Annotated in this window: 14 protein-coding genes and 1 pseudogene; 5 read left to right on the top strand and 10 right to left on the bottom strand. The window is 43.6% G+C overall.

All coding sequences use genetic code 11. The features are described from left to right. Nucleotides 1–31: 31 nt before the first annotated feature. The 8 genes from V7K45_RS13710 to V7K45_RS13675 all read right to left on the bottom strand — a co-directional run bounded on the left by V7K45_RS13710 (nucleotide 32) and on the right by V7K45_RS13675 (nucleotide 9,641). On the bottom strand, nucleotides 32–382 hold the full coding sequence (locus tag V7K45_RS13710; RefSeq protein ID WP_335004203.1) for a DUF5615 family PIN-like protein: 351 nt from the start codon (nucleotides 380–382) through the stop codon (nucleotides 32–34). Between the two features lie 15 nt (nucleotides 383–397). Further along, nucleotides 398–721 carry a DUF433 domain-containing protein gene (locus V7K45_RS13705; RefSeq protein ID WP_292733915.1) on the bottom strand — a complete coding sequence of 108 codons (324 nt, stop codon included), beginning with the start codon at nucleotides 719–721 and terminating at the stop codon, nucleotides 398–400. Nucleotides 722–806: 85 nt separating this feature from the next. After that, a complete protein-coding gene (locus tag V7K45_RS13700) occupies nucleotides 807–3,929 on the bottom strand; it encodes an efflux RND transporter permease subunit (RefSeq protein WP_335004201.1) in 3,123 nt (1,040 codons plus the stop codon). Continuing rightward, nucleotides 3,926–5,527 carry an efflux RND transporter periplasmic adaptor subunit gene (locus tag V7K45_RS13695; protein ID WP_335004199.1) on the bottom strand — a complete coding sequence of 534 codons (1,602 nt, stop codon included), beginning with the start codon at nucleotides 5,525–5,527 and terminating at the stop codon, nucleotides 3,926–3,928. Before V7K45_RS13695 ends, V7K45_RS13700 begins: the two co-directional genes overlap by 4 nt. Nucleotides 5,528–5,776: 249 nt before the next feature. Further along, entirely contained in the window at nucleotides 5,777–6,763 is a 987-nt protein-coding gene (locus V7K45_RS13690; protein ID WP_335004197.1) for an RNA polymerase sigma factor, RpoD/SigA family, read from the bottom strand. A gap of 20 nt (nucleotides 6,764–6,783) precedes the next feature. Next, nucleotides 6,784–7,692, bottom strand: coding sequence for a hypothetical protein (locus V7K45_RS13685; RefSeq protein ID WP_335004195.1), 909 nt, complete (start codon nucleotides 7,690–7,692; stop codon nucleotides 6,784–6,786). A gap of 123 nt (nucleotides 7,693–7,815) precedes the next feature. Further along, complete coding sequence (locus V7K45_RS13680; protein WP_335004193.1) at nucleotides 7,816–9,096, bottom strand: S41 family peptidase; 1,281 nt, start codon at nucleotides 9,094–9,096, stop codon at nucleotides 7,816–7,818. A gap of 161 nt (nucleotides 9,097–9,257) precedes the next feature. Further along, nucleotides 9,258–9,641 (bottom strand): hypothetical protein, encoded by a 384-nt coding sequence (locus tag V7K45_RS13675; RefSeq protein WP_335004191.1) that lies wholly within the window; start codon nucleotides 9,639–9,641, stop codon nucleotides 9,258–9,260. Between the two features lie 495 nt (nucleotides 9,642–10,136). Between V7K45_RS13675 and V7K45_RS13670 the strand changes: the two genes are divergently transcribed. Further along, entirely contained in the window at nucleotides 10,137–11,357 is a 1,221-nt protein-coding gene (locus tag V7K45_RS13670; protein ID WP_335004189.1) for a sensor histidine kinase, read from the top strand. Nucleotides 11,358–11,360: 3 nt separating this feature from the next. Beyond that, nucleotides 11,361–12,008 carry a response regulator transcription factor gene (locus V7K45_RS13665; RefSeq protein ID WP_335004187.1) on the top strand — a complete coding sequence of 216 codons (648 nt, stop codon included), beginning with the start codon at nucleotides 11,361–11,363 and terminating at the stop codon, nucleotides 12,006–12,008. A 190-nt stretch (nucleotides 12,009–12,198) separates the two neighbouring features. Here the strand turns inward: V7K45_RS13665 and V7K45_RS13660 are convergent, their stop codons facing one another. Beyond that, nucleotides 12,199–12,441, bottom strand: coding sequence for a hypothetical protein (locus V7K45_RS13660; RefSeq protein WP_335004185.1), 243 nt, complete (start codon nucleotides 12,439–12,441; stop codon nucleotides 12,199–12,201). Between the two features lie 357 nt (nucleotides 12,442–12,798). On the opposite strand from V7K45_RS13660, the gene V7K45_RS13655 reads away from it, so the two are divergent. Together V7K45_RS13655 and V7K45_RS13650 are read left to right on the top strand one after the other, a co-directional pair. Beyond that, nucleotides 12,799–15,324 (top strand): cyclic nucleotide-binding domain-containing protein, encoded by a 2,526-nt coding sequence (locus V7K45_RS13655; RefSeq protein ID WP_335004183.1) that lies wholly within the window; start codon nucleotides 12,799–12,801, stop codon nucleotides 15,322–15,324. Nucleotides 15,325–15,734: 410 nt separating this feature from the next. After that, a complete protein-coding gene (locus V7K45_RS13650) occupies nucleotides 15,735–16,073 on the top strand; it encodes a hypothetical protein (RefSeq protein WP_335004181.1) in 339 nt (112 codons plus the stop codon). Here the strand turns inward: V7K45_RS13650 and V7K45_RS13645 are convergent. Further along, nucleotides 16,059–16,916, bottom strand: a complete 858-nt coding sequence (locus tag V7K45_RS13645; protein ID WP_335004179.1) for an Rpn family recombination-promoting nuclease/putative transposase — start codon at nucleotides 16,914–16,916, stop codon at nucleotides 16,059–16,061. The two genes, V7K45_RS13650 and V7K45_RS13645, sit on opposite strands and share 15 nt — an antisense overlap. 356 nt (nucleotides 16,917–17,272) lie before the next feature. On the opposite strand from V7K45_RS13645, the pseudogene V7K45_RS13640 reads away from it, so the two are divergent. Continuing rightward, a pseudogene (locus V7K45_RS13640) lies at nucleotides 17,273–17,680 on the top strand (HEAT repeat domain-containing protein); the annotation flags it as partial.

Here is a 17,680-nt window from a genome sequence, read left to right as displayed (position 1 = left end):
TTGACCTAACTGAACGGGATTGGTTTATATTTCATAAGGGCAAATATAGGACAATCCCTTTCCACTCCAACTGATCGCTGTAATTAACCAGCAGCAGCAATTCGTCAATTGCTTGTCTAATTGGCATCCGATCGTTGACTACGAACAAACCCAACATTTGCTCTCCTTTTAACAATCGCTCGTAAGCGAAATCTGGCATTGTTGCCCGGTCATGAGTGAGGATTATGCGATCGCTTGCTGCTGCCCAATTTAAGATTGCTGGTTCATCTACTTCCTGCAAACCAACATCCTGAACGCGAAGTAAGTCAAGATTTGGTTGACGCAGAAATAGCCCTCGCACAATATCGCCATTGAAATTCTCATCACTCAATAACTTCAGCATTGACATTTTTTAAAATTATTGCTGGGCTAATAAGCGAGAACGAATTAGGCTCAAATCAGGTTGAACATTTGACAGATGTTGATGAACAGATTCAGCTAATTGTTCGCGTTGTTCGAGGTATAATTCGACAGCATCTCGATGTCGAAGATAGTAGCCAATTGTCAGGTATACATCAGATAATGACAAGGATGAATAACGCCCAACAATAGATTCAGGGGATGCACCATCTTGAAAGCTACGAATCACCAGTTCTAGCAAAACCCTTGTATTGCCTACCCGAATTGCACCTGTTGCATCTTCACTTAAGGGAGGAATTTCTTGTTCTAGTGCTAAAGTCATAGTGTAATTATTCCAAAAACGCTAATATCTAAATTTTAGTGTGGTACTATTTCGTAATTCGTAAGATTATATTGCTTGTAGAAAATCACGATCGCCCACCTGAAAATGAAAATACCCGCCGGAACTTAACTTGATTGAGTTTCTTCCGCCATGATTCCATATATATATAGAACACAGGTGTTAAATACAGAGTCAATATCTGAGAAAACACCAGTCCACCCACAACTGCAATCCCTAGAGGACGGCGGGATTCGGAACCAGCCCCAAATCCGATCGCAATAGGCAAGGTTCCCATTAATGCTGCCATCGTAGTCATCATAATTGGACGGAAGCGCACCAAACAGGCTTGATAAATTGCCTCAGACGGTTTTTTCAATTCTTCTCGCTGGGCTTCAATGGCAAAATCCACCATCATAATCCCGTTTTTCTTGACGATGCCCACTAAGAGAATTATGCCGATGAAGGAGTAAACATTCAGTTCGACATGGAATAATATCAGCGTTAACAATGCCCCAAAACCTGCTGATGGCAAACCGGAAAGAATTGTAATTGGGTGAATGAAATCCTCATAGAGAATACCCAGGATCAGATAAATTACTAAGATAGCGATCGCTAACAGTAAACCCAAACTCGGCAGTGAACTTTGAAATACCTGGCTTGCACCCTGAAAGCTAGTGCTAATGCTCTTAGGAATTACTCGATCGATCAGTTCTGCAATTTTTTGGTTGGCATTTCCCAAGGACGCACCTGGGGCGAGGTTAAAGGAAATGGTAGCGGCGTTCATTCTACCGTTATGATTGACCATTAACGGGCTGACTCCCTGAGATAGTTTGGCGAATGTCTTCAGAGGAACTGCCACTCCTGTGCTGGAGTTAATGTATAAGGTCAACAGAGCATTGATATCTTGCTGAAACTGGGGTGCTAATTCCAAAATCACCTGATACTCATTGGTTGCTGCATAGATAGTTGATACTTGATAGGAACCGTAAGCACTTCTGAGGGTATTTTCGATTTGCTCGGCGGTGATCCCATAAGTTGAGGCTTTATCGCGGTCAATATCAATTTGAATCTGGGAAGCAAATTGTAAATCGCTGTTGACATCCTGGAGTTCTGGCAAGTTCTTCATCTTGAGAACAAGTTGGGGAACATATTCCTGCAAGGGTTTGACATCAGAACTCTGAAGTGCAACCTGATAAAGTCCTGTGCTTTGTTGAGCGCCAATGGGTATTGCTGGCGGATTTTGTAAGAATACTTGGATGCCTGGAACAGTGGCAAGTTTGGTTCGCAAATTTTGCACGATTTCGTCAGCCCCAAGTTGGCGCTGCGATCGCGGTTTTAACCGAATAAACAAACTACCAGAATTGGCTGCAACTGCTGCCCCACTGCCATTAGCACTCGCTCCCGCCCCGATATTAGAGTTGACTGCATCTACATTTGGATCTTGACGAATCAGGTTAGCAACTGTCTGCTGATGCTGAACAAGATTATCAAAGGATGCATCCTCGGCTGCTTGGGTAATACCTGTAATTTGCCCGGTATCTTCGCTAGGAATAAAGCCCTTGGGAACTACCAGCAACAACCCAACTGTCACCGCCAATAGGACGACAGATAAAATCATCGTGGTGCGGTGATATTTTAAGACTTTTTTGAGACTCCAATCGTACAAACCAAGGAAGCGATCGAAGACATATTCGGAAGCTTGATATAACCGACTTTGATTAGCATGATCTACAGGACGCAGAAAACGGCTGCACAACATCGGAGTCAAAGTCAAAGACACAAAACCAGAGACGAGAATTGCCACTGCGATCGTTACAGCAAATTCATGAAATAATCGTCCCAGCACTTCACTCATGAACAACATGGGGATGAACACTGCAACTAAGGAAAGTGTCATCGATAGGATAGTAAAACCAATTTCTCTCGACCCATTCAACGCCGCTTCTAAAGGACGTTCCCCCATTTCGATATGACGGACGATATTTTCTAGCATGACGATCGCATCATCCACTACAAAACCCACTGAAAGGGTCAACGCCATCAGTGACAGGTTATCTAGTGAGTAGTGCAGCAAATACATCACTGCAAAAGTACCAATCAGCGAAACGGGTAATGCCAAACTGGGAATCACCGTCGCCGAGAGGTTCCGCAAAAAGATAAAAATTACTAAGATAACTAGAGCGATCGTCAGAATCAACGTAAACCTGACATCATCTACTGAATCTCGAATTGACTGAGATGCATCATAGAGAATCCCAATTTCTACTGATGCCGGAATCTGCTCTCGCAAATTCGGGAGCAATTTCTTAATCGTGTCTACGACTTGCACCGTATTGGTTCCGGGCTGTCTTTGAATGGTGAGAATAATGGCGCGGGTGTTATTGTACCAGCTTGCCACCTTGTCATTTTCTACACTGTCAACGATCCGACCCAGTTGATTGAGATAGATGGGCATTCCATCTTTATAAGAGACAATCAACTGACGATAAGCAGCCGCATCCTCAAGTTGACCGTTAGTTTGAACTGTAAAATTCTTGTGATTTCCTGAAAGACTGCCGGTAGGCAAATTGACGTTACCTTGTTGAATCGCCGTCGTCACCTGAGCCAGCCCAATTTGCCGTGCTGCCAATTGCTGCGGATCGAGTTGAATTCGAGCCGCATACTTTTGGGAACCGTAGACAGCTACCTGTGCTACCCCATTGATTGTAGATAGCTTTTGCGCCAGATAAGTCTCGGCATAATTATCTACCTGGGAAAGCGGCAGTGTGGGAGAATCGAGGTAAAGATAAAGAATCGGTTGGTCTGCGGGGTTAACTTTGCTGTAGGTAGGAGGATTGGGTAAATCCGTTGCAATTTGCCCCGATGCTCCCGATATTGCGGCTTGCACATCCTGCGCCGCGTCATCAATGTTCCGACTCAGGTTAAATTGCAGGGTAATTTGAGTCTGTCCCAGAGTGCTAGTTGAGTTGAGCGAATCGAGTCCAGCAATACTGGAAAACTGCTTCTCTAAAGGACGAGCAACCGATGCTGCCATTGTTTCCGGGCTGGCTCCTGGTCGGGAAGCACTTACCTGAATTGTGGGATAATCTACACTTGGTAAATCGCTGATGGGCAGCAGACGATAACTCATGAAACCGAAGATCAAAATTGCCGCCATCACCAGAGTAGTCATGATCGGGCGGCGAATAAATGGTTCCGAAAGGTTCATGATTCACCTCCGCCAGACTTAGGAGATTCTCCCCCCTGCCCCCTTCCTCTTCTTGGGGAATTTCCACCTGCATTTGAGTCATTGCCGGCTGTTTTGATGCGAATTTTGCTACCCGAAACGAGATTCGCTTGACCATCGGTAACAATTTTATCGCCTGGTTGCGGTCCTTTCTGAATCACATCTAGCCCCTGAATGGTGCTGCTAACTGTAACTGGAACATTTTCTACTGTCATGTCTGGCTTAACTACAAAGACAAACTGCCCATCGGGGCCATTCTGCACGGCTTGGGAAGGAACAACCGTTGCATTTGGTTGTTCAGTCAGCGTTAGGGTGGCGTTGACAAATTGACCAGGAAACAAGTTTCCTTGAGCGTTGTCAAATTGGCCAATCAGTTGAATCGTTCCCGTGGTGTTATCAACCGTATTATTAACAGATGTCAAAACCCCTGGTGTCGAATGACCTTGACTATTGGGGAATGTCACATCTACCTTCAGCTTGCCATTCCGCATATACTTTTGCACCTGGGGTAGATTTGTTTCGGGAATGGAAAAAGCAACTTCAATCGGGCGAATTTGGGTGATGGTAACAAGTGGAGTCGAACTGCTAGTTGTACCAGCCGTACTGTTGGTTTGCAGGGCATTCCCCTGAGTCAGCGAAGCACTGCTGTTAGCTTGCACCACATTCCCCTGAGTCACCGAAACATTACCCGCACGACCATCAATTGGGGCATAGATTTTGGAGTAAGATAATTGCACTTTGGCATTGTCTAATGCTCCTTGGTCGGAAACGACAACAGCCTGAGCATTAGCGATCGCAGCTCGATCTCCTTGGACAACTGCACCAGCATTAGTCAGCGCCACGCGATCGCTTTTCAAAACAGCCTCAGCATTAGCGATCGCTTCTCGATCTGCTTGGAGGGTTGCTGTAGCCGATTTGCTATTGGAAACGTATTGTTGTGCTTGATCTAAACTAATCGCGCCCTTTTTATACAACGCACTATAGCGATCGCTCTGTCCCTGAGCAAATTCTGCTTGCGCTCGATCTTTAGCTAAATTTGCCTCGGCTTGTCGGACTAAAGCTTGGTCTTTGACTAAAGTGGCTCTAGCTTGGTCTACCTGACCCAAATCTCTAGCTAATGCAGCTCTGGCTTGTTGTACCGAGGCTTGGTCTTTGGCTACAGTACCTTGAGCTTGCTGGATTGCAGCAGCTTGCGATCGGTCATCTATGGTAAACAAAAGTTGTCCCTTTTTCACATCTTGACCTTTCTTGAAATAAACTCCTACGATCCGTCCGCTAGCTTGGGGCGTAATCGATACTGTAGACCCCGCTTGCACATTACCGATCGCCTGCAATTGTATCGGAACCGTTTTTTGTGTCACCGTTGCCACAGTTACAGGTGTAACTTGTTGCTTATTACGTCCAGATTTTTCACTTTTGTCTGACTTGGCTGCACCTGCATAGATACCAAAAAAACCTAGTCCAGCCAGTAATAGCACGCCCAAAATTATTAAAGTAATCTTTTTCTTTTTTGGCGATCGCGGTAGCTCTGGTTCTATGCTGTTCTCAGTCAAACTCTCGTTAGAAATTTCATGGTTCATCAGAACCTCCAATGCATTTTAATTAATTAAAAACCGTGAAATCCTTTACTACCTCAACTGCCGCTGATACCAATTTCATTTGAGGCGGCACATCTAAAATAACTCGTTTTTTCCGGTTTGCTCGATGTGCTTTGTCAAATAATGATGATTTTGTTTATTCTAAGTCAAACAAATAATATTTCCAAATACCTCTTAAGTAATCATATTCAAAATATCTCATTATCTTAAGGAATACTTTTTTGCTTGCGTTTATTTCTTACTTCTTAACTGCCGATATAGAAGGTGGAGAGCTTGTTTTTCTATCTGTCTGACTCGTTCCCGACTAATACCCATACGCTGACCAATCTGTTCTAGAGAAAGTTCATTTCCATCTGTTAAGCCAAAATGTAAGTTTAATATTTCTTGTTGTTGTCTAGATAAAGTTGACAATAAGTCTTCAAGTTCCTGATTGAGAGATTGCTCAGTAGTATAGCCATTTTCAGAATATCTATAATCTTCGATTAAATCTTCTAACTTTACATCTTTATCTGAACCAACTTGAAGATCGAGAGAGATAGTTTGACGAGCCAAAGTTAGATATTGTCGAATCTGATTAGGCTCCAAAGCAAGTGCATGAGCAATTTCCGTAGTGGTGGGAACGCGACCCAATTTTTGAGATAACTCTCGCTGAACGCGCTTAATTTTGTTTAGCTTCTCATTAATGTGAATTGGTAATCTAATTATGCGTCCTTGTTGAGCGATCGCTCTGGTAATTCCTTGACGAATCCACCAGTAAACGTAGGTTGAAAATCTGTATCCTAAAGCCGGATTGAATTTTTCAATCCCTCTTTCCAAACCTAAAGTACCTTCTTGAATTAAATCCATCAGTTCTAAGTTCCGTCTCTGATATTGTTTGGCAATTGACACCACGAGCCGAAGATTAGACGCCATCATTTTCTGCTTGGCTTTTTTCCCTTGATTTAGCTTTTGAAGTAGTTCCTGTTCGCTTAACTGCATCTGGTTAGCCCATTCTGACAGCGTGGGGGTACGATTTAATTCAACAGTCAGTTTTTCGGATTCAGCAAGTATTTTCATCATCTGCTGAACTTGCTGGGCAAAAAAAACTTCTTGCTCTTGGGTTAACAGAGGTATCCGCCCAATTTCTTGAAGATAAGCACGTACCGTATCAGTTGTAAGTTGAGATGCTTTGCTTGCGTTAGTAGCTTTAGTATCTGGGAATGATGTTAAGTTACTCATGTTGAGTTAGCCTCTGTTTACTAATTGGGGTATTTTTTATTCGGGAAAAAGTGCAGATAGTGACTTGATGAACCATAGAGGTTTTTATAAAAAAACCAGGTATCAAGTACTAGTTCCAAAAGAGCAATCAATACCCAAACTGCTAATGAAACAATTACAGGTAGGCTGAGATCGGGAAATTTTCTTTGCAAATCGATAATGCCAAATAGCAGCAAAAATACAAGCGAAACTCCTAGAAGAAATGACAGCTTTACAATCGCGAGAATGAACCGACTCATCTCTAGGATACGATTGTATAGCCGAGAAAATCTTTCCAGGATTTCTTCCATGTTATTGATAACAAGTAAAATTTGTTGTTGGTGCAGATGGGTAGCTAAAGAGCATTGTTGCTGCACTTGCGTCAATTCATGTTCATTCTTGAAATTATCTAAAAGCTTGTCCCAAGGTAACACCTGAGAGCTAGTTGACCAAATTGGGAAATCCTTTAAATGTAAGGGAACTAAATAGTTAATCAGTGCGATCAGAGTTTCATCAAAATTACTGAGTTCGGGGGGAAGAGACTGAGTTAGACGAATCAGTTGGTCAATCTGAATCTGAAGTGTATAGTAGTCCTCATATCTCCTTTGAGCGATCAACTGACTAGTAAAAGTGAGGAAAACAATTAACACGCCTAATAAAGCAGCGAGGGACTGGGATACAGCAGAAAAGAATTCAATCGCTACCTGTTTAGGTACTGTCAGCCAAGGGGCGTTTTCTCGCATAGCAAAAACCAAGGTGGCAACAAATACAAGCCCAACGATCGCTAGCTGATGGTGGGTAATAATAGCTATGATTGTCCGCACTAAAGGAGTGTTGCTAAGTTGAACCAAGATTTGCAAACCTGGGACTGGTTCACAAATTTGAAGTCGTTGGGCTTTGCGGGTTGACATGATAGAAAGATACGGTTCCTAGCTTGTTAAAGTAAGGCAGGAGGCAGATAGCGCAGTGTTAGCCAGTCCGCAAGCAGGGGACAGGTGGTCACTTCGACTACGCTCAGTGACCACCTGCCTGCTTCATTTCCCACGCTGCAAACTCACATGATTAGCCCCAGACTGAATCAATTTGCTCAGGTCAGCAACGGCGCTAGCATACTGAGGATCGGCTAATGTCCCCAAAGTTCGGTTTTGCACTAATGTTTTCTGTTGCGCCTCGGTTAATGCCACGTTAATATCTGGGGCAATGCCGACATGATTGATATCTCGACCTTTTGGTGTATAGTATTTAGCGATCGTTAGTTTCAGCCCCGAACCATCCTCTAGTGGCTCGACGGCTTGAACTAAACCTTTACCGAAAGTGCGAGTCCCTACTAAGGTGGCGCGATTATCGTCTTGCAGCGCTCCCGACAGGATTTCGCTGGCGCTGGCAGATCCCTTATCAACCAATATCACTAAGGGTTTGTCGGTGAGAGGATGTCCCGATGCATTGTAGCTCTCTTTAACTTGGTCTCGATTTACCAAAGACACGATCGCCCCTTGCTTTAACCACATACTGGCAATTTGCAAACTCGCATCCAGTAGTCCACCCGGATCGGAACGCAGATCCAAAACGTAGCCCTGCACTTGTTGTTTTTCTAATGCTTCAATTGCGCGATGCATCTCTGCGGGAGCCGTTTGGGTAAACTCTGGCAAACGAATGTAACCAATCTTACCTGCTGGCGTTGTTTGCGTGTTGTAAGTTACAGGATGAATAGCAATATTGGCGCGGGTAAGTTTGAAAGTTTCCGACTGGCTACCCCGTTGAATCGTCAGTACTACTTTGGTTCCGATGGGGCCGAGAATCCGCTTCACGGCATCGTCAATTTTCATCCCCTGAGTTTTTTGACCGTTAATTTGAACAATTACATCGTCCGGCAAAATACCCGCTTTAAAAGCAGGGGTTCCTTGAATTGGGGCGACAACGGTTAAGGCTTTAGTTTTTTCATTCTGTGCAAGTTCCAGCCCTACGCCAGTGAGGTTGCCAGAAATGTCGTTATTTAGGGCTTTAAATTCTTGTGGGTCGAAAAACTCGGTGTAGCGATCGCCTAATTTTGCCACCATTTCTTCAATCGCCCCATAAGCCTGTTGCTTAGAACTATAAGAACGGCTAATATACTGCTGTCGAATTGCTTGCCAATCTTGATGGTTAAAGCTGGCATCAACATAATTTTTATCTAGAATTTGCCACACTTCATCCACCATTTTTTGAGGATTAGATTGGGCTTTACCTAGAGCTTTAGAAGTGTAGAGACTAGTTCCTACAAAGATTGCTGCGATCGCAGCCAACTCCATCTTGACAAGAAATTTTTGTTTAAACATATTTTAACTCTTGAAGAATAATCCAGAATCCAGAATCCAGAATCCAGAATTCAGAATTCAGAATTCAGAATCCAATTAATGAAAGGCTGAATGCTCTAAGCCGTAGATAATTCCTTCGGAATTATGACTCCTGACTCCTGAATTCTATTTTGATAAAATTACTAAGAATTCTCTTGAGATTTTCCTTTGCGATGGGGATAAGCAGTCTTAAAAATATCCTGAATTTTAGTCTTTTGGTCAGCCGTGAGATTCAGGCTCAACACTGCTTTACGCATTTTTTCACCTTGTTGTAATTTCGTTGACAATTCCTTGACCTGATCTGGGGTCAGAACTGCCTCAATTTGCTTGCGAATTTCTTCGCGCTTATGGGCGCGTTCTGGCGTATTCGATGCCGGAGAGTTTGTTGTAGAAGTATCAGATACCTTTGTGCCAGAATCATTTCCTTGAGATACATCTGGAGATTTAGAACTGCTGCAACCTGTCATTCCTCCAATCAGGATAGTTGCAAATAGCAGAGTTGATAAAATTATCTGTTTTTTCATCATTTATTTCTGTTGTTTTTGTTGTGTGTAATCGGACTGTTTTAAGTCAATTTTCGTTAGAAGATGTTTGAAAAGTTGCTGCTTTACTCACACCAGCTAATCTTAAAAGTTAGAATGAGTTTGCACATGAGCTAGAATTCCTAACCTGACCAGTAAAAAAGTACTCAAGTTATTGTGACTTTTTTCCTAATTTAGAAATAATTAATTAGTCGGAACGGCTCTACCGATACTAGAGACAGATTCGTTATATAGAAAGAAGAGTTTCATCTCAACAGCGCCCAATACTGCTCGGTTAAAGGGAAAAGGGGAAGGGGAAAAGGATTGTAAGGTTTGATATATAATATTTTTCCCCTTTAACCTTTTCCCTTTCCCCCAAAATCCGACAAGTATTGCAACAGCGCCCATCTTTCAGCATCCTGCCTTCTTCACCTATTTAGCTCTAAAATTGTGAAAATACCTATGGTTTTGTTAGAAAGACCATTGATTTGGAACAGTTCTATGGTTAGCTTGACCTACCCATCTTTTCGTCTGTTGCTTTATCTAGAGTGGCTGTTATTAGCCACGGCAGCGTTCATGGAAGTTCTACTGCCGTTTGAATTGTCTTGGTCTTTGCTGCTACGAGTTCTGGCGATCGCAACTTTCAGCTTGATGGGCTTGAGACTACCAATGGTGAAGCTGGAAACAAAATTATTTTATACAGCCCTGGAATTCGGTTTAATCTGGCTACCAGCGACTCAACATAGCTTATCTCCTCGCTCCGTTTTGCTGCTGTGTCTGGTACTGGTGATGCGGAGTTGTCTGATGTTTAAGCTATCGGGACAGTTGGTTGTCTTGGGTTTATCTTTGCTATCTCATGCAACACTGCTTTTATTAAGACCCATTGAACCTGAGAATTTTATGCGAGATAGGCTAATCGCCATGTCCTGGGATTGGCGATTAAGTAATATATTATTGTTTAGCTTAACGTTAGTATTCGCTTTATTGTTAATTAATGCCCTGCTTGCAGAACGCCAAAGTCGAGAGCAATTAGAAATTGCCCATCAACAATTAGAAATTATCAATCAACAACTTTGCCAGTATGCCCTGCGGATTGAAGATCAGGCAACCTTGCAGGAACGCAACCGAATTGCCCGCGAAATTCATGATGGGTTAGGACACACTCTCGCCGCCCAAACCATTCAGATTAATAATACTTTGTTGTTTTGGCAATCAAATAATGATAAAGCATTGACATTTCTCAAACAGGCGAAAGAATTGGGGGCTGAGGCGTTGCTAGAAATTCGGCGATCGCTTTCGGTTTTGCGTTCAAATCCTTTGCAAGGGAAATCTCTCAAATCAGCGATTGAAAAGCTGCTGACAGATTTTCAGCAAACCACAGGTATTGAACCGTCCTGTAAAATTGATGTACCGCACACCTTGCCAACAGAAGTAAACACGGCTTTATTCCGCATTGTGCAAGAATCGCTGACAAATATTTGCAAACACGCCGAGGCGACGAGTGTCACCGTTAAACTTCTGGCTCACGCTGGAATGATTCATCTGTCAATCGAAGATAATGGAAAAGGTTTTAACCCCACTCAAAATACAACCGGGTTTGGGTTACAAGGGATGCGAGAACGGACGGTTGCATTGGGCGGCCAGTTAAATCTCCACAGTCAACTAGGAACAGGTTGCTGTATTTCTGTTTCTTTGCCACTCTCAAAGCTGTTGGTGTTTTAGCTTATGATTCGGATTTTATTAGTTGACGATCAGCATCTTATTCGCCAGGGACTCAAAAGTATGCTTGAGTCGAATGCAGAGATGCAGGTAATTGGTGAGGCAGAAAATGGGCAACGGGCACTCGAACAGATTGCCGCACTGCAACCCGATATTGTGCTAATGGATATTCGGATGCCCGTAATGGATGGAGTTGCCACCACAAAAGCGATCGCTCAACAATATCCTGAAATTAAGGTTCTCGTTCTCACTACCTTCGATGATGATGAGTATGTTTTTCAGGCGATGCGCCTGGGTGCAAAGGGCTATTTGCTCAAGGACACCGAACCAGATGAATTAATGTTGGCAATTCGATCTGTCTACAAGGGACAAACCCTACTCGGCCCGGGATTGTTTGAGAAAGCCCTCACGCCGATGGCCGCACCTGCCCCGTCTGTGCAAATTCCTTCAGAATTGGCGCAACTCACACCCAGAGAATTAGATGTATTGCGGTTAATTGCTTGTGGAGCTAATAACAGGGAAATTGCGGAATCGCTGTTTCTTTCAGAAAACACTGTTAAGAACTATGTTACTAATATTCTGAGTCGGTTGAGTTTACGCGATCGCACTCAAGCCGCTTTGTTTGCCCATTCGTTGTTTAGCGAACTTAAATAGAGTCTACTTGGGCAAGGTTATCGTTCGCTAGAAAGACAAATAGCTAGCAGGGGAGCAGGGGAGCAGGGGAGCAGGGGGAAAGAGTTAGAGACAAACCATTTGTATCAAGCATTTCGGGAAATGGTATTAATCCCCTCCTCAAAGCATCGGCTACGGCGTACACACAAGTTTTTTAGAGTTGCAGTGTAACTTAGGGTGGGCTAATTTTTGCAGGTCGATGTATTAACATAGCAGGTCGATGTATTAACATAGCAAGTCGATGTATTGGCATAGCAGGTCGATGTATTAGCATAGCAGGTCGATGTATTGGCATAGCAGGTCGATGTATTGGCATAGCAGGTCGATGTATTGGCATAGCAGGTCGATGTATTGGCATAGCAGGTCGATGTATTGGCATAGCAGGTCGATGTATTGGCATTGCAGGTCGATGCATTGGCATTGCAGGTTAAGATGTGGGGCTTTAGAAAACTTTTGTGTAAACCGTAGCCCAATTGGGGGAGTTAGAGGGGTGAGAAGGATTTGTGTATACACCGTAACCAGCTTGGGGAGGGGAGGCAAAGCGTAGCTTTGGCGGGATGGGGTTCAAACTTTATGATTTATGCAAGAGACTCCATGAGCTGCGCTTACAAGGAACAATGAAAATGTCTTTTCCTCCTGCCTCCTGCCTTATTTTCAAAACAGAAGTCTATTGCACATTGTGTATTAATACACAACAACTGAATATAGATATTTTGACATACCCTTTCAGGGATAATTCTTGTTATACAGCAGCCTACAGGGAGAACTAAATATGACATCTCCAGAAACGGTTACATGGCTACAAGAACGCACGAGTTTAGGAATTCTCTCGCCTGAAGTATTAAATGCGATCGCTCAAGTAATTGAAGAACAAGTAGTGAGTGCCGAAACTGACTTAGTTAGTGAAGGCAATTCTCCAGAAGCCCTTTATATTCTTGTAGAAGGTCAACTCGAAAGCAATACCACCAATCAAAGCAACCCAGCTTTAGCTTGTGGATTTCTCCCCGGTGCAGTGATTGAACTCAAAGAATTGCTGTTGGATGAACCAACTCCATTCACAATTACGACAGTAACCGAATGTCACTTGTGGGTTGTACCTGCTGCCAAATTTCGGGAATTAGTCACTCAATACCCCGAAATTGTTCAGGCTTTTTCGCGTCAATTGGCTCAAGAATTAGCTCAGGTAACATCTGCACTTGGCTACGAACAAGAACGTTCTATTGCCTTGCGTCCATATTTAGTTACCAAGGCGCAACGCGGAATTGTCGGTACAAGTCGCTATGCTGTGCGGTTGCGGGAGCAAATTCGAGAAGCGGCTGCCGATCGCAAATCAGTAGATATTTTCGGAGAACCAGGGTTAGAAAAAGACAATATAGCAGCTCTCATCCACTTTGGTTCTCCCAAACGGCGAGAACCAATTATAAAAGTAAATTGTGGTATTCTCCAAACTAGCGGTGCAGATTTATTTGGTCGCGCTGGCGGCAAACCAGGACTTTTGGAATGGTTGGGAGAAGGTACTCTAGTTCTCAACAATATCCAAGAATTGCCCGAAGAATTGTTACCTGCCGTGACAGAGTTGCTCAAAACTGGTAAATATACCCCCGTCAGTCGTTCTGGAGATTCAGCACCCGAACCTCGTCCCAGTAAAGCCAGAATTCTGATTGTTTCAGAAAAAACTCAGCCGACAGTTGAACGTTCTGTTGGTCACATTATTAAAGTACCACCGCTACGGGTGCGGAAAGCTGATATTCAGACACAGGTCGAATATTATACCAGTCTTTATACACGCTCTAGAGGGATTTCTAAACCGCACATTACCCCAGAAGCTTTGCGTCGCCTCCAGTCTTATGATTTTCCTGGCAACCTCAGGGAATTGAAAAATCTGGTAGAAAGAGCGATTGTGCAAGCTGAGGATGCAAATGAATTAACAGAAGAAATTTTCTGGCCAGCTGAAACTAAGAAAAAACGATTTCGGGTGAATCTGTTAAATGCCTATCCTTCCTTAAGGCGGTTTTTACGTAGTGACTGGTGGCCCGATCGCATTAATTACAGTTTTACTGCAACAGCTTTTGCGATTATTGTGGCAATCTTATTTATTGGGCCGCAAACCCGCGATCACAATTTCGTCTTAAATCTATTTTGGGCTTGGTGGTGGCCCTTCTTCTTATTTCTCTTTCCCTTTTTGGGTCGTGTCTGGTGTTCTGTTTGTCCCTTCATGATTTATGGAGAAATTACCCAAAAGCTCTCTTTGTGGCTGTGGCCTCGAAAACTCAAGCGTTGGCCGAGAGAACAAGCTGAGAAATGGGGCGGATGGTTCCTCTTTGGTTTATTTACCCTAATTTTCTTATGGGAAGAACTTTGGCATTTAGAAAATACTGCTTATCTCAGCGCTTGTTTGCTGCTGTTAATTACCGCTGGGGCGATGATTTTCTCGGCTATTTTTGAGCGGCGGTTTTGGTGTCGCTATCTCTGTCCCATCGGCGGGATGAATGGTTTATTTGCCAAACTCTCAATGACGGAACTCCGGGCACAGCAAGGGATATGTTCTGCCAGTTGCACCACGTATCAGTGTTATAAAGGCGGTCCGCAAAAAGGCGAAGGGCTAGAAACCAATGGATGTCCTTTATACTCACACCCAGCCCAATTAGAAGATAACCGAGATTGCGTACTGTGCATGACTTGCCTGAAAGCTTGTCCCCATCGTTCCGTTGAGTTCAACTTGCGTCCCCCTGGTATTGAACTGTGGACAACTCATGTACCCCGCACTTATGAAGTGGCATTATTGTTTTTGCTTTTGGGTGGTATCTATCTACATCGTTTACCAGAATTGCAATCTTGGTTAGGCTTACAACTGGATTTAACTGATTTTTGGCAGCATTTGGGATTATCGCTGTTAGTGTTAATTATTCCAGCGGCTCTTACCTTTGGCGCTTATGGCTTGTTCCAACTGTTCAACGCTAACCGTAAGCCTCGAAAATTTGTAGAGCTTGCATATAGCTATCTCCCATTAGTTTTAGGGGGAAACTTAGCTCACTATCTACGTTTGGGCTTAAGCGAAGGCGGACGGATTTTACCCGTAACCTTTGCGACACTTGGTTTGAGTGGCGAACAATTGCCAATATTGATTGCTCACCCTGCTGTGATTGCCTTTTTGCAAGGTGCAACAATAATTTTCTCCGTGTTAATGACTATGTTATTAACGCAAAAGATTGCCAAGCAACCAGTGCGATCGCTCCTTTGGCAACACCTAGCAGCTATTGGGTTGGGAGTTAGTATGTGGGCAATTATCGTCTTTTGAGCTTATACCATTTCACGAAATGCTTGATACAAACGATTAGTCTCTAACTCTTCCCCCTGCTCCCTGCTCTACGGTGTACCACATCTTTGTAATGAAGCGCAAACCCTGGATTTACCCCCCTTAATCCCCCCTTGTAAAGGGGGGAAATATCCGGTTTCCGGTTCTCCCCCTTTACAAGGGGGAGTTAGAGGGGGTGAAAAGGACTTGTGTATACACCGTAGGCTCCCTGCTCCCCTGCCCCCCATTTGTATCAACCTGAAAGTGAAATGCTATTACATCCTCCACCAGGCGGTTTTTAATCGCCTGGACTAGGTGCAAAATGTGAGTTAAGAACATTCTTCCCTACGAACGTGATAGAAAATACTTATATGATTTATGATTTTTGACTCATAGTGTAAGGATTACAGATAATGCACGTTCTAAAAAGATCCATCAAACCTGCAACTTATATATCATTCCTCCACATTTACCAAACGACTTGGGGGACTGCTGGTGATATTTGTTTAATCCGTGAATCTGTAGCTAATGATAGTACAGCGAAGTTTATCGGGCACAAAATCCAACTAGTAGTTCCAAAAGGGCTAGAGCGCGATCGCATTGCCAACTGTCCGATAATTAAAGTTGCAGGTAATGTCGGCGACGGACATCCCAAAGAACACCCATTGGAATGGGAGGCTTATGAAGGTGTAAGTGAAGAAATAGCTTTAGCAGCTCTCAAACCTTGGGGCTTCAAGTTAATTGAACTCTAATGTGGCAAACCAGGCTTCTAAATCCGCGATCGCCTGAAAATCCAATAATGCTTCACCGAGATTTTCTAATTGTTCTAAGGAGAGAGTTTCAATCCGGTCTAGCACTTCTTGGGGTAATTCTCCCACCCGTCGAGTAAGCAGACGGAGAATGAGCAATTGCCCTTCTGCCTTTCGTCCTTGTTCCCGTCCTCGTTGTTCTCCTAGTTGTTCCCCTTCTCTTAGAATTTCTTGATAAATTACTGACTCGCGCATCATACCCTCCCGAAATAATTGTCGAATCAAGTCTTGATTGTATTTTAACCCCGCTAAGATTTGGGTATACGCGGAAATTTCTGGTCGTTGTCTTGGCTCAAGTTGACTAACTTTTCCTACAACTTGTTGCAACAATGCTTGAGGTTGCGTGGTTGCGGCCAGTGGTGCTAATGGTAACAAAGCTGGATCATTGAGGAATAGTTCAGGATTTTCTTCCCATAAGCGAATCACGCGATATTCATGACGGGTAGTTTCGACACAAAAGACAGTTTCAATTACTGTTCCTGCTGCGGGGGGAAGCAGTAATACGACAACTTGCGTTATTGGTAGACGATATAAACGATACAAGCGTACCCAATAATCTAGCATCCGCAGGGGTAGGGGTGGCGTAGATTCTAGTTTGGTTTGAAATTCCAGGTGGAGAATGCGTCCTTGTAGCTGTAGGAATGTGACATAATCAGCGCGAATTGGTTCGATGCTCAATTCGGTTTTGAGAACTGTGACGGAAGTTTGCGGTGTTCCTAATACCCAACTGGCAAAGGTAGCGGGATGTTTTTCGGACAGTAGTTTGCAGAGGTTATCAAAAGACATTAGCGATCGCTAACAATCAAACGAGGTATTGTTATTATCTCGTGCAGTGGTTTGAGTAGGCGATGTCTACAACGGTCACTGAGCGGTGTCGTTCGCGGAGCGTCTCGTAGAGAAGTGCGGGCTACGCCTACGCACCATCGCTCAAGCAAGCTCAGTACTATACTCTGAGCGTATCTTTTTAAATTCCTGTAATAATTACATTAATATTCCATTTCTGGCTAGGTTGAGTTATCAGACGGTAAAAAGATAACTGTAGCGGTTCCTGATTGACTAGTAAAAACCTAACCCCCTTCTCTTCCTTACTAAAGAAAGGGCATAAATAGCCTTTATTACTAAATAAATTACAAATTATACTAATGCATCTGCACATAATTAAAAAGCGATCGCCTTTTTTCCTTTTTCCCTTTACCCTGCTGTTAACTCTCCTCCTCGCCCTGCCTTGGGTAAGCGCAAAAGAACGGCCTAAGCCGAACCCAGAAGCGTGGCAGATTAACGGTATCGTTGCTGCCCTTGATGATGGATATGACGGAGTAAAGGGATCTGCATTCAACAAATTAGCTGAATACGTTCTGAAAGATTTAAAATCTCTAGGTAAGAAACCAGAAGATTTTGCTCAAAAAGCTGCCAAAATCCTCAAGGATAAAACCGTTGACTCAAATGTTCGTTTCAGTGCAGCATCGGCATTAGGAAATCTGGGGGAGGCTGCCAAACCCTACGTCAAAGACATCGCTGACATCCTCAAGGATAAATCCGTTGACAATATT

Origin of the sequence: Nostoc sp., assembly GCF_036917375.1 — a bacterium.
In the GTDB taxonomy this organism is placed as follows: Bacteria; Cyanobacteriota; Cyanobacteriia; order Cyanobacteriales; family Nostocaceae; genus Nostoc.
This window is presented reverse-complemented; position numbering and strand designations above follow the sequence as displayed.